11 protein-coding genes are annotated in these 14303 nt (G+C 77.0%); 8 read left to right on the top strand and 3 right to left on the bottom strand.

Annotated elements, in window-relative coordinates:
* The first annotated feature begins 121 nt into the window (after positions 1 to 121).
* Positions 122 to 520: a DUF3040 domain-containing protein gene (locus ACI797_RS15185; protein WP_456539284.1), complete on the top strand. Its 399-nt coding sequence runs from the start codon at positions 122 to 124 to the stop codon at positions 518 to 520.
* 293 nt (positions 521 to 813) lie between these two features.
* Here ACI797_RS15185 and ACI797_RS15180 read toward each other — a convergent pair whose 3' ends face one another.
* From ACI797_RS15180 to ACI797_RS15170, 3 genes are read right to left on the bottom strand one after another with little or no spacing between them, the layout of a single operon-like run.
* Positions 814 to 3213: a transglutaminaseTgpA domain-containing protein gene (locus tag ACI797_RS15180; protein ID WP_456859529.1), complete on the bottom strand. Its 2400-nt coding sequence runs from the start codon at positions 3211 to 3213 to the stop codon at positions 814 to 816.
* Positions 3210 to 4601, bottom strand: a complete 1392-nt coding sequence (locus ACI797_RS15175) for a DUF58 domain-containing protein (RefSeq protein WP_456859528.1) — start codon at positions 4599 to 4601, stop codon at positions 3210 to 3212. Before ACI797_RS15175 ends, ACI797_RS15180 begins: the two co-directional genes overlap by 4 nt.
* 4 nt (positions 4602 to 4605) lie before the next feature.
* Complete coding sequence (locus ACI797_RS15170; RefSeq protein ID WP_456539281.1) at positions 4606 to 5589, bottom strand: AAA family ATPase; 984 nt, start codon at positions 5587 to 5589, stop codon at positions 4606 to 4608.
* Positions 5590 to 5835: 246 nt separating this feature from the next.
* On the opposite strand from ACI797_RS15170, the gene mraZ reads away from it, so the two are divergent.
* From mraZ to murD, 7 genes are all read left to right on the top strand, one after another.
* Complete coding sequence (mraZ, locus tag ACI797_RS15165; RefSeq protein ID WP_456539280.1) at positions 5836 to 6270, top strand: division/cell wall cluster transcriptional repressor MraZ; 435 nt, start codon at positions 5836 to 5838, stop codon at positions 6268 to 6270.
* Between the two features lie 383 nt (positions 6271 to 6653).
* Positions 6654 to 7628, top strand: coding sequence for a 16S rRNA (cytosine(1402)-N(4))-methyltransferase RsmH (gene rsmH / locus ACI797_RS15160; RefSeq protein WP_456859527.1), 975 nt, complete (start codon positions 6654 to 6656; stop codon positions 7626 to 7628).
* Positions 7625 to 8197 (top strand): hypothetical protein, encoded by a 573-nt coding sequence (locus ACI797_RS15155; RefSeq protein WP_456859526.1) that lies wholly within the window; start codon positions 7625 to 7627, stop codon positions 8195 to 8197. Before rsmH ends, ACI797_RS15155 begins: the two co-directional genes overlap by 4 nt.
* Positions 8198 to 8199: 2 nt before the next feature.
* Positions 8200 to 10032: a peptidoglycan D,D-transpeptidase FtsI family protein gene (locus tag ACI797_RS15150; protein ID WP_456859524.1), complete on the top strand. Its 1833-nt coding sequence runs from the start codon at positions 8200 to 8202 to the stop codon at positions 10030 to 10032.
* A gap of 61 nt (positions 10033 to 10093) precedes the next feature.
* Positions 10094 to 11656 (top strand): UDP-N-acetylmuramoyl-L-alanyl-D-glutamate--2,6-diaminopimelate ligase, encoded by a 1563-nt coding sequence (locus ACI797_RS15145; protein WP_456859523.1) that lies wholly within the window; start codon positions 10094 to 10096, stop codon positions 11654 to 11656.
* Between the two features lie 157 nt (positions 11657 to 11813).
* Entirely contained in the window at positions 11814 to 12893 is a 1080-nt protein-coding gene (mraY, locus tag ACI797_RS15140) for a phospho-N-acetylmuramoyl-pentapeptide-transferase (RefSeq protein ID WP_456539275.1), read from the top strand.
* Positions 12890 to 14299 carry a UDP-N-acetylmuramoyl-L-alanine--D-glutamate ligase gene (murD, locus tag ACI797_RS15135; RefSeq protein ID WP_456859522.1) on the top strand — a complete coding sequence of 470 codons (1410 nt, stop codon included), beginning with the start codon at positions 12890 to 12892 and terminating at the stop codon, positions 14297 to 14299. The genes mraY and murD overlap by 4 nt, the downstream gene beginning before the upstream one ends.
* Positions 14300 to 14303 lie beyond the last annotated feature (4 nt).

Raw genomic sequence — 14303 nt, 5'->3', positions numbered from 1 at the left:
CCGCAGGAACCCGGCGGGTCGCCGCAGACTCGCCTTTCGCACCCTGCGATCGGCTCGTATCCTCGGGGGCACGCCGGCCGGACGTGCCGGCGGTCTTGGCTTGGGCCCACTGGAGGTCGACGTGCCGCTCTCCGAGCACGAACAGAGATTGCTGGAGCAGATCGAGCGCGCCCTCGTCGACGACGATCCGAAGTTCGCCTCCTCGGTCCGCAGCGGTGACCGCCGCGTCAAGGCGCGCCGCAAGCTGCAGCTGGGTGCGCTGCTGGTGCTCGTCGGCCTGGCCGGCCTGATCGGCGGCGCCGTCGCCGGTTCGGTGTGGCTGGGGGTCGCCGGCTTCCTCGTGATGTTCGGCGGTGCCGCGCTCGGCGTCCTCAACTACAAGTCCGCCACCGGTGCCGTCGAGGCCGGCGCTCCGGGTGCCGCGGGTCCGCGCGGTGCGACCGGCCGCAAGGGCCGTCCGCGCAAGCAGCCGTTGAAGAACCGCCTCGAGGAGCGCTTCCGCCGCCGCTACGACCAGTAGCCCCCGCACGACGCCGACCGGCCGCCGTCCCCCCGGGACGGCGGCCGTTCGCATCTCCCGAGCCGCTCATCCGCGGCGTGTGCTCGCCACCCCCACGGTGTGCGGCGCGGGTCGCGACCACACCGCGCGGGTCACGGGCGCCGTCCTCCCTCACCGCAACGGCTCCTCCCTCACATCCCACCGTGGGGGAGGAGGCGCCACGATCAGCTCAGCTGATCCCAGCCTCGCCTCACCCGCGGCGCGGGTGGCGACCCCACCGCGCGGGTCGCCGCCGCTGGTACCGGCGGGCGGCCTCAGGCGGGGCGGGGTCGGCGGCGGAGCAGCGCCGTGAGCCGGCGGCCCAGCGTCTCGACGGCCCGCCGCCCGGCGCCGGTCATCAGCGACGCCGGCCACAGCAGGGCCACCAGCCGGGCCCGGCGCGGCGTCGCCCGCACCAGCCCCCGCCGGGCGGTGCGCAGCGCCCCGGCCAGCCCGGGATCGGCCGCCGCACCCGGCCGCGCGTAGCTCGCCGCCTCCTCGGCCAGCGCCAGCCGGCGCAGCGCGTCGACGGCGGCGGCCTCGTCGGCGGAGTCCGGCCGGCGCACCGCGGCCCCCGTTCCGGCGGTCCCGGTGACCACCGCGGCCAGCTGCCGGGCGGTCTGCCGCGGCGTGCGCGCGGCGTGCAGGCCCACCCCGAGGTCGCGCGCGGAGGCGGCCAGCTCGTCCCACAGCGCGGCGGCGCTGCCGTCGGCCAGCCGCCGGCGCCGCTGCACGGCCCGCGCGAGCGCCGGACCGGCCAGCAGCGCGAGGACCAGCACCGCCCCGCCCGCACCGAGCAGGACCGGGCGCAGCCACGGCACCGTCTGCTCCTGCGGCAGGTCGAGCGGCACGAACTGGTCGTCGCGGTCGATCTCGACGGTGGCACCGGCGGTGGCCGAGGCGGTCGGCGCCGAGGGCTCGGCGGCCGGCTCGCCCTCCTCGGGGGCGTCGCCGCGCGGTGCCCACGGGAGCTCGACCCGGCGCTCGGTGGCGATCGGCGTCGGGTCGAACGGCACCCAGCCCAGGTCGGCGAAGAAGACCTCGACCCAGGCGTGCGCGTCGTCGCTGGTGACCAGCCGCGTCCCGTCGGGCTGCCGGTCGCCCGGCGTGTAGCCCAGCGCCACGCGGGCGGGCACGCCGGCCGCGCGGACCATGACCGCCATCGCGCCGGCGTACTGCTCGCAGTAGCCGCGCCGCAGCCGCAGGAAGTCGGCGAGGTCGTCGCCGGTCGTCCCGGGCGCGGTCGACAGGCTGTAGACGAAGCCGTTGGCCCGGTCGGTGAGGAACGAGTGGATCGCCCGCACCCGCGCGTAGGGCGTCGCCGCGTCGGCGGTCAGCTCCCGGACCAGGTCCACCACCGTCGGGTCGAGCTGCGGCAGCTCGGTGTAGCGCGCCTGGAGCGTCGAGGAGCCGGCCAGCGCCGGGGAGGTCTCCAGCGCGTCCACGCCCGGCTGCGGCTGGGCGGCGCGCACGTCGTAGGTCACGCCGGCGGTGGTCACGTCGCGGCCGAAGACCGTGCCGGTGGTGGGGTCGAAGCGCCAGTCGTCGTCGCCGTCGCCGGTGACGTCGACCTCCTGCGGCGAGGTGAGCACCGGCAGGAAGCGGTCGGCGTGGCCGAGCGCGGTGATCGTCGCCGAGACCGGCCGGCTCTGCTCGCGGTCGGGCACCGGGGCCAGCTGGTCGTCGTCGGCGATGGAGGTCTCGCCGTCGAGGTTGGACAGCGTCCAGCCGTCCTGCCCGTCGTAGAAGTCCAGCGACACCGCCCGCAGGTAGCCGGGGTCGTCGACGGTGGCGTCGACCCGCAGCAGGTCGATCGCCTCGGGCAGGGTCAGCTGCCCCTGCATCGCGGCGACCGGGTCGAGCGAGGTGCCCGTGGCGCTGCTGTCCCCGGCGCCGCCGCCCAGCCCGGTGGTGAAGGAGTTCTCGGCGAGGGTCGGCACCACGGCGCCGAGCACCAGCCCCGCCACCAGGGCGAGCACCCCGGTGCGCAGGGCCAGCAGCGTGCCGGTGCCCAGCGGCGCCCGGCGGCCCGATCGTCCGCCGCGGGCCAGCCGCCGGCTCTGGTCGGCCCACAGCAGCAGCGCCAGACCGGCGGCCGGGGCGGCGACGGCGGTGAGCCCGATCCCGCCGGTGATCGTGGCCACCGGCACGCAGTAGAGGACCAGCAGCCCGAGGCCGGCCAGCGCGGGCTGCCGCCCGGCGACGGCGACCAGGTCGACCGCGATCGCCACCAGGCCGACCAGGACGACGGTCAGCGCCAGCAGGCCGCGCAGCGGCAGCGCCGGGGTGGCCTGCTCGCGCAGCTCGGCGGAGCCGTCGGCGAGCACCCGCAGCAGGTCGGCGACGGCGGCCGGCGTGGGGACGACGCCGAACAGGGCCTCCGCCGGCGCGTAGAGCGAGACGAGCAGGCAGACGATGAGTGCGATCTGGCCGATCGGCACCAGCGGCACGGCCAGCGCACCGAGGCGCGGCGGCACCGGCCGGTCGCCCGAGACCCGCGCCCACAGCGCCGGTCCCGCGCTGCGCAGCAGCAGCCCACCGGCGAGGACGACGACGACGGTGGCCAGCACCGGGCCGAGCCAGGCCCGGCCGGCGAACACCGGCGTGAGCGCGAAGGCGCCGAGCAGCGTCGCGGCGGCCGCGGCCACTGCCGAGGTGACGTCCCGCCGGTTCACGCCGGCACCCCCACGCCGCCGACCACCGGGACGGCGCCGGCGTCGGGGCCGGTCAGCTCCGCCCACACCTGCTCGACCGCGACGTCGGCCCGCGCGATCGCGACCCGCCAGCCGGCGGCGCGCAGCAGCGTGGCGGCGTCGTCGCGCTGCTGGTCGAGCTCGGCCCGCGCGGTGGCCGCGGGGGAGCGGCGGCCCCGCATGAGCCCGGCGTCGGCCCAGCTGCCGATGTCGGCGAGGACGGCGAAGTCGGTGGACGGCCCCGAGCGCGCGCGGACCAGGTCGGCGACGTCGTCGGACCCCACCGCGCCGAGCAGGCAGACCACCGGGCCGTCACCGGCGGCCCGGGCCAGCTGCTCCACCCCGGTGGCCAGGCCCGAGACCTTCGACGGGCGCAGGCCGGCCAGCGCGTCGAGCAGCTCCGCGGGCGCCAGCCCGCCCCGGCCGCCCGTCGTCGACAGCTCCCCGGCCTCGGTCACCAGCCGCAGCGTCGCGCCCCGCCGGCCCAGCGTGACGCCGATGCTGGCCGCTGCCTCGACCAGCCACTCGAGGCTGTCCGGCGGCGGGCAGTCGTCACCCGGCGGCCCGGCGACCTCGGCGGCCCCGCGGGCGGCGGCGTCGCGGTTGGCCACCAGGTGGGCGCGGGTGCGCGTGTCGAGCAGCAGCGTGGCCTGCGCCCGCCACGGCCGCTCCTCCAGGCGCACCATGAGCTCGCCGGTGCGGGCGGTGGTCCGCCAGTGCACCTTGCGCAGGTCGTCGCCGTGCCGGTACTCGCGCACGCTGACGTCGTCGTCGCCGTGGACGGCGATCGACCGCCGGTCGCCCTCGCCTCCCCCGCCGTGCCCGCCGGCCGGACCACCCGGCCCGAGCGCCCGGACCCGCGGCACGACGACCAGGGGCACCGTGTCCGCGCCGGTGGCCGTGCGCAGGACCAGGCCGAACGGGTCGACCAGCCGCAATCGCAGCGGGCCGAGCGTGTGCCGGCCGCGGCGGGTGCCGCGCACCCGGTAGGTCAGCGCCGCCGACTCCCCACCGGCCAGCCGCTCCACCACGAACCCGGGGGAGGGGCCGAGCTCCGCGGGCAGCTGCTCGGACAGCAGCCACAGCCCGCCGGTGCGGCTGTCGGCGTTGGTGACCTCCAGCAGCACGTCGGCGTCCTCCCCGCGCGGCACCCGCGCGGGGGTGACGGTGCGCCGCGAGGCCAGCCGGAACCGCTCGCGCGCCACGGCGGCCGCCGACAGCAACGGCAGCGTGAGCACGAAGACCGACAGCTGCACCAGCGCCCGCTCGCCGAGCAGCGCGCCGAGCGCGAGCAGGGTGCCGCCGGCCGCGATGAGGCACCGCCCGCGCAGCGTCAGGGACGACAGCGCCGTCCCGACCCGCCCCCGCACCGCGTCAGCGTCCGCGGGGGACCGGCACCGTCGCCAGCAGGTCGGCGACGACCTGCTCGGCGCTGCGGCGCGCCAGGGTGGCGTCGGCGGTGAGCAGCAGCCGGTGCGCCAGCACCGGCGCGGCCAGCGCCTGGACGTCGTCGGGCAGCACGTGGTCGCGGCCGGAGAGCGCGGCGGCGGCGCGGGCGGCGCGCAGCAGCTGGAGCCCGGCGCGCGGCGAGGCGCCCAGGCGCAGGTCGGGCGAGCGGCGGGAGGCGTCGACCAGGGCGACGACGTAGCGACGGACCGCCTCGGAGACGTGCAGCCCGCCCACGGCGCCGATGAGCGCCTGGACCGTCGCGGCGTCGGCCACGGGGGGCAGCGAGGCCAGCGGGTCGGCGGTGGCCCGCTCGTCGAGCATGGCCAGCTCCGCCTCGCGGTCGGGGTAGCCCATGGACACCCGCGCGGTGAACCGGTCGCGCTGCGCCTCGGGGAGGGGGTAGGTGCCCTCCATCTCGATCGGGTTCTGGGTGGCCATGACCAGGAACGGGCGGGCCAGCTCGTAGCTGACGCCGTCGACGGTGACCTGGCGCTCCTCCATGCACTCGAGCAGCGCCGACTGGGTCTTGGGCGAGGCCCGGTTGATCTCGTCGGCGACCACCAGGTTGGCGAAGATAGCGCCCGGCTTGAACTCGAACTCGCGCGTCTCCTGGTCGTAGACGCTGACGCCGGTCACGTCGCTCGGCAGCAGGTCCGGGGTGAACTGGATGCGGCGGACGCTGGCGTCGATCGACGCGGCGAGGGCCTTGGCCAGGGTCGTCTTGCCCACGCCCGGCACGTCCTCGATGAGCAGGTGCCCCTCGGCGAGCAGGACCACCAGCGCGAGACGGACGACGTCCGGCTTGCCCTCGATGACCCGGCCGATGTTGGCCGCGATCCGCGCGCCCTCCGCTGCGACGTCGACCGAGGACCCGGCCGTTCCGTCGGCGGTCCGTGTCGCCTCCGTCACGCGCACCAAGGTACGTGGCCCGGGGCGTCCGGAGGGGGTCGAGCGCCCCACCGCGCCCCACCGGCCCCCCACCGGCCTCCTGGCGGCACTGACCTGCGGCGGGAGGACGGGGCGGAGAAGGTCACGACACGGCGTCGAGTGGTGTCCAGTGGGGGCTAGTGGGTTACTGTGTCGCCCGGTGGGGAGCAGTTCCCGGTCCAGGGGGAGCCGCGCAACCGGGGGAGGACCAGTGACGGGGGTGATCCGGTGTTCGTCGGCAGCTATCCGCTGCGGCTCGACGAGAAAGGCCGGCTCGCGCTTCCCGTCCGCTTCCGCGAGCAGGTGGCCGAGGGCATGGTGATCAAGAAGGGCCAGGAGCACTGCCTCTACGGCCTCACGATGTCCCGCGTCGCCGAGCAGAGCGCCGCGCTGCAGCAGATGGCCCCCGCCGACACCGCGGCCGCCCGCATGCGCGCCCGCATGAGCTTCGGCTCGATGGTCGAGGTCGAGCCGGACAAGACCGGCCGCATCACCATCCCGGCCAACCTGCGCGAGTACGCCCACCTCGACCGCGACGTGGTCGTGGTCGGCGTCGACACCCGCTTCGAGATCTGGGACGCCGCCACCTGGGAGGCCTACGTGGCCGAGCAGGAGGCCGCCTTCGCCGACATGGAGAGCGAGGGGATGCCGACGCTGTCGTGACCCCCGAGACCTCGTCCGCCACCGCCCGGACCCCGACGCACCCGCTCGAGCCGCCTTCCCCGCCGCTCGATCAGGACCGGCCCGAACCGCCTTCCCCGCGGCTCGGTCCACGCGCCCGGAGCCCGCAGGGCACGGCGGACCACCCCGTCCCCGCGGGGCCCCACCTGACGCACTTCCCCGGCGCCAGGCGGGCCCCGCGGGGGACGGGCTCCCCCCTCCGGCTCGGGACGCCACCCCACTCGGCTCCACTTCCCCCACTCCGCCCCACCTCGGCCGCACCCCTGCGCCGATCCGCGCGCCTCGCCGCCGGGCTCCCACAGTCCGCCGCGTCCCTCCGTCACCATCGGGGGACGCCGTCCGACCCGTTCGAGAGGCAGTCGACGATGAGCAGCCAGGAGCACGCGCCGCCGGTGCACGTGCCCGTCCTGCTCGACCGGGTCGTCGAGCTGCTCGGCCCCGCCTGCGCCGCCGACGGCGCCGTGCTCGTCGACGCCACCCTCGGCCTGGCCGGTCACTCGCTGGCCCTGCTCACCGCCCACCCCGGGCTGCGGCTGGTGGGGCTCGACCGCGACCCCGAGGCGCGGGCGGAGGCCGGGCGCCGGCTGGCGGCCTCGGGCGTCGCCGACCGGGCCACCGTCGTCCCCGCCGTCTTCGACGAGCTGCCCGACGTCCTCGACCGGCTCGGCCTGACCGAGGTGCAGGCGGTGCTGTTCGACCTCGGCGTCTCCTCGCTGCAGCTGGACCGCCCCGAGCGCGGCTTCAGCTACGCCGCCGACGCCCCCCTCGACATGCGCATGGACCCCACCGCGCCCCGCTCGGCCGCCGACGTCGTCAACACCTACCCGGCCAGCGAGCTGGCGCGGGTGCTGCGCGAGTACGGCGAGGAGCGCTTCGCCTCCCGGATCGCCGCCGCGATCGTCCGCGAGCGGGACCGCGAGCCGTTCACCGGCACCGGGCGGCTGGCCGAGCTGGTCCGCGAGTCGATCCCGGCGGCCACCCGCCGCACCGGCGGGCACCCGGCCAAGCGCACCTTCCAGGCGCTGCGGATCGAGGTCAACGACGAGCTGGGCGCCCTGCGCCGCGCCCTGCCGGCGGCGCTGGACGCGCTGGCCGTCGGCGGGCGGATCGCCGTGATCACGTTCCACTCCCTCGAGGACCGGATCGTCAAGCAGACGCTCGCCGCCGGCGCCACCGACTCCACCCCGCCGGGCATGCCGGTGCCGCTGCCCGAGCACCGCCCGGTGCTGCGGCTGCTGACCCGCGGCGGCGAGGCGCCGTCCGACGCCGAGGCCGCGGCCAACCCGCGCGCCGCCTCCGCCCGCGTCCGCGCGGCCGAGCGCACCCGGCGGGCCGCGTGACCACGCCCGCCCGCCGCCCGGCGACGCCGTCCGGCACCCCGAGGACGACGACCCCGAGGACGACGGCGCCGCGCACCCGGACCCACCGCACCGGCGTGGTCCGCACCGGGAACCTCCGCCCCTCCAGCGCCACCGGGGCCGCCGGCCGCGCCACCCGCAGCACCCCGACGCGGCCGGACCTCTGGCTGGTGCCGGCCGGCGAGGCCGCCCGCCGCCCCCGGACGACGCCTCGGCGGCGGGCGCCGTTCGTGCTGCTGGTCGTGGCCATGCTGCTCGTCACGACGCTGGGCCTGCTGTTCCTCAACACCGCGATCGCGGTCGACTCGCTCAAGGCCACCCAGCTGCGCACCGAGAACGCGCAGCGGCAGGAGGACGTCCAGCGCCTCGAGCGGCAGGTGGTGCAGGGGAACACGCCCGCCGAGCTGGCCCGCGAGGCGGCGGAGGAGGGCCTGGTGCCCGCCGGCCCGCCCGCCTACCTGGTGGTCGAGCCCGACGGCAGCTCCACCGTCCGCGGCGAGCCGGAACCCGCGCCGGACCCCTCGGACGACGACGCGGCGGGGGTGGACTGACCGTGTCGAGCACCCTGCGGCCGCCGCGCCCGGCCGGCCGCCCGCCGTCGCCGCGCGGGACCAGCCCGTTCACCCCGCGCCGCGCGCCGGGCAGCCGGCGCAGCTCCGGCGGCCTGACGATCGAGCAGCGCGGCCGCCGTAACCGGTGGGGCCTGGTCGCCCTCGTCCTGCTGCTCACGCTGGTGCTGGTCCGCCTGGTCTTCCTCCAGGGCGTCGACGGCGGCGACTACGCCACCGCCGCCCAGCAGGACCGGCTGCGCACCTATCCCATCGCCGCGCTGCGCGGCGAGATCGTCGACCGCCACGGCAACCCGTTCGCCTACACCGTCGACGCCTCGCGGGTGGTCGCCGACCCCACGGTGGTCGCCGACCCCGAGCGCACCGCGCTGGCGCTGACCACGCTGCTCGACGTCCCGGTCTCCGAGCTGACCGAGGAGCTGTCGGGGGACAGCCGCTACGTCGTCCTCGCCCGGCAGGTCCTGCCCGAGGTGACCGACGAGATCGCCGAGCTGGAGCTCGGCGGCATCTTCTTCGAGGACGACCCGCTGCGGCTGTACCCGGCCGGGTTCGTCGGCGGCCAGGTGGTCGGCTTCGTCGGCCGCGACGGCGAGGGGCTGGCCGGGGTGGAGCGGCGCTACCAGGACGACCTGGCCGGCACCGACGGCGAGCGCCGGGTCGAGGTGGGCACCGGCGGCAACCCGATCCCGTCGGGGATCGACGAGTCCACCGCGGCCGTCGACGGCAGCACGGTCACCCTCACCCTCGACCAGGACCTGCAGTACGTGACCGAGCAGCGGCTCGCCGAGGCGTGCGCCGACGGCGCCACGACCCGCGCCTCGGCCGTCGTCCTCGACGTGCACACCGGCCAGGTGGTCGCGATGGCCTCCTGCCCCGGCTACGACCCGGGCGAGTACTCGCAGACCGACCCGGACCTGCTGGGCAACCCCGTGGTGTCCGACGTCTTCGAGCCCGGCTCGGTGATGAAGGCGGTGACCCTCGCCGCGGCGCTGGAGGAGGGCGTGGCCACCCCGGACACGGTGCTCACCGTCGACGGCCACATCCAGGCCGGCGACCGGGTGGTCACCGACGCGCACGACCACGAGCCGATCGACTGGACGGTCACCGGCATCCTGGCCAAGTCCAGCAACGTCGGCACGATCATGCTGGCCCGCGAGGTGGGCGACGAGACCCTCGAGCGCTACCTGCGGGCCTTCGGCGTCGGCAGCGCCACCGGCATCGAGCTCCCCGGCGAGAGCGACGGCATCCTGCAGGACTCCGCCGACTGGACGGCGAGCCGCGCGGCCAACGTGCCGATCGGGCAGGGCGTCTCGGTCACCACGCTGCAGATGGCGTCGGTGTACCAGGCCATCGCCAACGGCGGCGTGCGGATCCCGCCCCGGGTCGTCGAGTCGGTCACCGCGGCCGACGGCACCGTGACCCGGGAGACGGCGCCCGAGGGGACCCGCGTCATCAGCGAGGCCACCGCCGAGGACATGGCCTACATGCTCGAGGCCGTCGTCGGCGAGGGCGGCACCGCGCCCCTGGCGGCGGTCGAGGGCTTCCGGGTGGCCGGCAAGACCGGCACCGCCCAGCGCGCCAACCCCGACACCGGCGGCTACGCCGGCGGCGGGTACGTGACGACGTTCGTCGGCTTCGCGCCGGCCGACGACCCCCAGTACGTCGTCGCCGTCGACCTCGAGCGCCCCACCAGCTCCGAGGAGGGCGGCCAGGTCGCCGCCCCGGTCTTCGCCGACATCATGCGGCAGGCGCTCACCGCCGGCGGCATCGTGCCGTCGGGGACGCCGCGGCCGGACTTCCAGCTCACCGGCCCCTGAGGCGCGCGCGCCCCGGTCGGTTGCCGGGCCGTGGACGCCCGCGCCGGTAGATTGGAGCCCCGTGATCCCGACCGCCCCCGGGTCGGTGCCCCGACCTGCGGGTACCCGGCCGCTGCCGCTCGCCGAGCTGGCCGATCTCGTCGGCCGGCCCGTCACCGGACCCGACCCCGCGACGGCGGTCACCGGGGTCACCCTCGCCTCCACCGACGTGCAGCCCGGCGACCTCTACGCCGCCCTCCCCGGCGCCCGCACCCACGGCGTCCGCTACGTGCCCGACGCGGTCGCCCGCGGGGCCGTCGCCGTCCTCACCGACCCCGCCGGCCGCGACGACGCCGCCGCGAGCGGGCTGCCCGTGTGCGTGGTCGACGACCCGCGCGCCGTGCTCGGCGCCGTCGCCGCCCGCGTCTACGGCGACCCGGGCAGCCGGCTGACCGTCGTCGGCATCACCGGCACCAACGGCAAGACGACGACGAGCTACCTGGTCGAGGCCGGGTTCGCCGCCGCCGGGCGGGCCACCGGCCTGATCGGCACCGTGCAGACCCGCACCCGCGGCCGGGACGGCGTCCCCGTCGCGGTGCCGAGCGCGCGCACCACCCCCGAGGCCCCGGTGCTGCACGCGCTGCTGGCCGGCATGGCCGAGTCCGGCGTCGACGCCGTCGTCATGGAGGTCTCCAGCCACGCGCTGGTGCAGGGCCGGGTCGGCGGGCTGCGGTTCGCCGTCGCGGGCTTCACCAACCTCAGCCAGGACCACCTCGACTTCCACGGCGACCTCGAGGAGTACTTCCGCGCCAAGGCGCTGCTCTTCGACGGCCGCGCCGACGCCGAGGTGGTCGACGTCGACGACGCCTACGGCCGCCGCCTCCTCGACCGGCCCGGCCGGCCCCGCCCGGTCACCGTGTCGAGTTCCGGGGCCGACGCCGACTGGACGGCGACCGGCATCGCCGCGGCCCCCGACGGCGGGTCCACCTTCACCCTGCACGGCCCCGGCGGGCGCAGCTGGCCGGGCCGGGTCCGCCTGCCGGGGCGGTTCAACGTGGCCAACGCCGTCCTCGCCGTGGCGCTGCTGGACGCGGTGGGCGTCGACCCGGCCACCGCGCTGGCCGGCATCGCGACCACCGTCGTCCCGGGCCGGATGGAGCCGGTCGACGCCGGGCAGCCGTTCGTCGCCGTGGTCGACTACGCGCACACCCCCGACGCCGTCCGGACGGCGCTGGACGCGCTGCGCGGCTCCACGACCGGCCGGGTGATCACCGTGCTCGGCTGCGGCGGCGACCGCGACCCCGGCAAGCGCGCCGGCATGGGCGCCGCCGCGGCGGCCGGCAGCGACGTCCTCGTCGTCACCGACGACAACCCGCGCTCGGAGGACCCCGCCGCGATCCGCGCCGCGATGCTGGCCGGCACCCGGGAGGTGCCCGACGCCGAGCGGGCCGAGGTGCTCGAGGTCGGCGACCGGCGCACCGCCATCGCCACCGCCGTCGGGCTGGCCCGGCCCGGCGACACCGTGCTGGTCGCCGGCAAGGGGCACGAGAGCGGCCAGGAGGTCGCCGGGGTCGTCACCCCGTTCGACGACCGCCAGGTGCTGCGCGACGCGCTCGCCCCGCTGGCCGCCGGGACCACGGCGTGAGCCGAACCCGCCGGGGCGCCGCCCCCGCCCACGGTGTAGGCATGTCCCGCGGGGCCGTGTCGTCATGGGCTCGAGCCGCCGGGGTGCGGCCGGGAGAGGAGTCAGTGCACGTGCCCGACCCAGCCGCGCCCGTGCTGTCGTCGACCGGGGCGGGCGCGTGAGGTCGGTCCTCTTCGCGAGCGGCTTCGGGCTGATCTTCTCGATCCTGCTGACCCCGCTCGCCATCCGCGCCTTCCGCAAGCACGGGCTGGGCCAGGAGATCCGGGACGACGGCCCGGAGACCCACCTGTCCAAGAAGGGCACGCCCACCATGGGCGGCACCGTCATCGTGGCGGCGACGGTCGGCGGCTACCTGGTCGCCCACCTGTTCCTCATGGGCCAGCCCGGCCGCGGGATCACCACCACCGGCTGGCTGCTGCTCTACCTCATGGTCGGGCTGGGCACCGTCGGCTTCCTCGACGACTACCTCAAGATCCGGCACCGGCGCAGCCTCGGGCTGAACAAGACCGCCAAGCTGGTCGGCCAGCTCGTCGTGGGCGTCAGCTTCGCGGTCCTGGCGCTGAACTTCGAGGACGGCGACGGGCTGACCCCGGCGTCGACCAGCGTCTCCTTCGTCCGGGACATCCTGCAGCTGGAGCTGGGCGCGGTCGGCTTCGTGATCCTGGCCTACCTGTTCATCGCCGGGTTCTCCAACGCGGTCAACCTCACCGACGGCCTCGACGGCCTGGCCTCGGGCTGCGCGGCGATGGTCTTCGCCGCCTACGTCTTCATCTCCTTCTGGCAGTTCACCCACGACTGCACGAACGAGCTCATCGACGGCTGCTACGCCGTCCGCGACCCGCTCGACATCACGCTCGTCGCGGCCGCCGCGCTCGGTGCGTGCCTCGGTTTCCTGTGGTGGAACACCAGCCCGGCCCGGATCTTCATGGGCGACACCGGCTCGCTGGCCCTCGGCGGCCTGCTGTCCGGCCTGGCCGTCGTCACCCGCACCGAGCTGCTGCTCGTCGTCCTCGGCGGGCTGTTCGTGGCGGTCACCCTGTCGGTGGTCATCCAGGTGGCGTTCTTCCGCGCCACCCGGCGCCGGGTGTTCCGGATGGCGCCGCTGCACCACCACTTCGAGCTCGCCGGCTGGAGCGAGAACACCGTCATCGTGCGGTTCTGGCTGGTCACCGGCATGGCGGTCGCGTTCGGCATCGGCCTCTTCTACGCCGACTGGCTCGCCTTCGTGGGGCTATGACGGAGCTGTCCGGCCGGACGGTGCTCGTCGCCGGCCTCGGGGTCTCCGGGGCCGCGGCGGCCCGGGTGCTGCTGACCCGCGGCGCGCGGGTGCTGCTCGCCGACGCCGCCCACGCCGCCGCCGTCGGCCCGCTGCTCGAGGGCGGGGCGGAGTGGCTGGGCGCGCTCGCCGAGGTGCCGCCGGGCACCGACCTGGTGGTCACCTCGCCCGGCTGGCGGCCCGACGCGCCGCTGCTGGCCGACGCCGCCCGCCGCGGCGTGGAGGTGATCGGCGAGCCGGAGCTGGCGTGGCGCCTCCGCGCGCGCGGGGTGGGTGGGGGAGAACCGGCGCCGTGGCTGGCGGTCACCGGCACCAACGGCAAGACGACGACGGTGACCATGCTCGAGGCGGTGCTGCTGGCCGGCGGCCGGCACGCGGTGGCGGCCGGCAACGTCGGCCGGCCGCTGGTCGAGGTGGTCACCGAGACGGGGGCGGACGGCGCCCCCGCCTACGACGCCGTCGCCGTGGAGCTCTCCAGCTTCCAGCTGCACTGGTCGTCGTCGCTGGCCCCGGCCGCGGCCGCGATCCTCAACGTCGCCGACGACCACGTCGACTGGCACGGGTCGTTCGCCGCCTACCGCGACGCCAAGGCCCGCATCCTGCGCGGGGCCCCGGTCGCCGTCGCCGACGCCGCCGACCCGGTGGCGGCCGGGCTCGTCGCCGCCCACCCGCACCCGGTGACGGTCACCCTCGGTGCGCCGGCGCCGGGCCAGCTGGGGGTCCGCGACGGCGTCCTGGTCGACCGGGCGTTCGCCGCAGACCCGGCGGGGGAGGAGCTCCTCGCCCGCGACGCGCTGCAGGTCAGCGGCCCGCACAACGTCGTCAACGCGCTCGTGGCCGCCGCGCTCGGCCGCGCGGCCGGCGTGCCGGCCGAGGCCGTCGGGCGGGGGCTCGCGGGCTTCCGCGGCGGCGCCCACCGCAACGTCCGGGTGGGCACGGTCGGCGGCGTGGACTACGTCGACGACAGCAAGGCCACCAACCCGCACGCCGCGGCCGCCTCGCTGGCCGCCTACCCGCGCGTCGTGTGGATCGCCGGCGGGCTGCTCAAGGGTGCCGACGTCGACCCGCTGGTCGCCGAGGTGGCGCCGCGGCTGGCCGGGGCGGTGCTGCTGGGCCGCGACCGGGCCGCGTACGCCCGGTCGCTGGCGCGACACGCCCCCGGGCTGCCCGTCGTCGAGGTCCCCAGCGGCGACGATGAGGGGATGGACGCGGAGGCGACGATGCGGCAGGTCGTGGCCGAGGCCGCGCGGCTGGCTCGGCCCGGCGACACCGTGCTGCTGGCGCCGGCGGCGGCCTCCATGGACGTGTTCACCGACTACGCGCACCGGGGCCGCGCCTTCGCCGACGCGGTGCGCGCGCTGGGCTGAGGCC

This window comes from Geodermatophilus sp. SYSU D00691 (assembly GCF_054050275.1).
This window is presented reverse-complemented; position numbering and strand designations above follow the sequence as displayed.

What these genes read in the sequence shown, in the direction of transcription:
- rsmH (WP_456859527.1), top strand. Translation starts at nt 6,654, where the DNA reads ATGAGCAGCCAGGAGCACGCGCCGCCGGTGCACGTGCCCGTCCTGCTC.
- murD (WP_456859522.1), top strand. Translation starts at nt 12,890, where the DNA reads ATGACGGAGCTGTCCGGCCGGACGGTGCTCGTCGCCGGCCTCGGGGTC.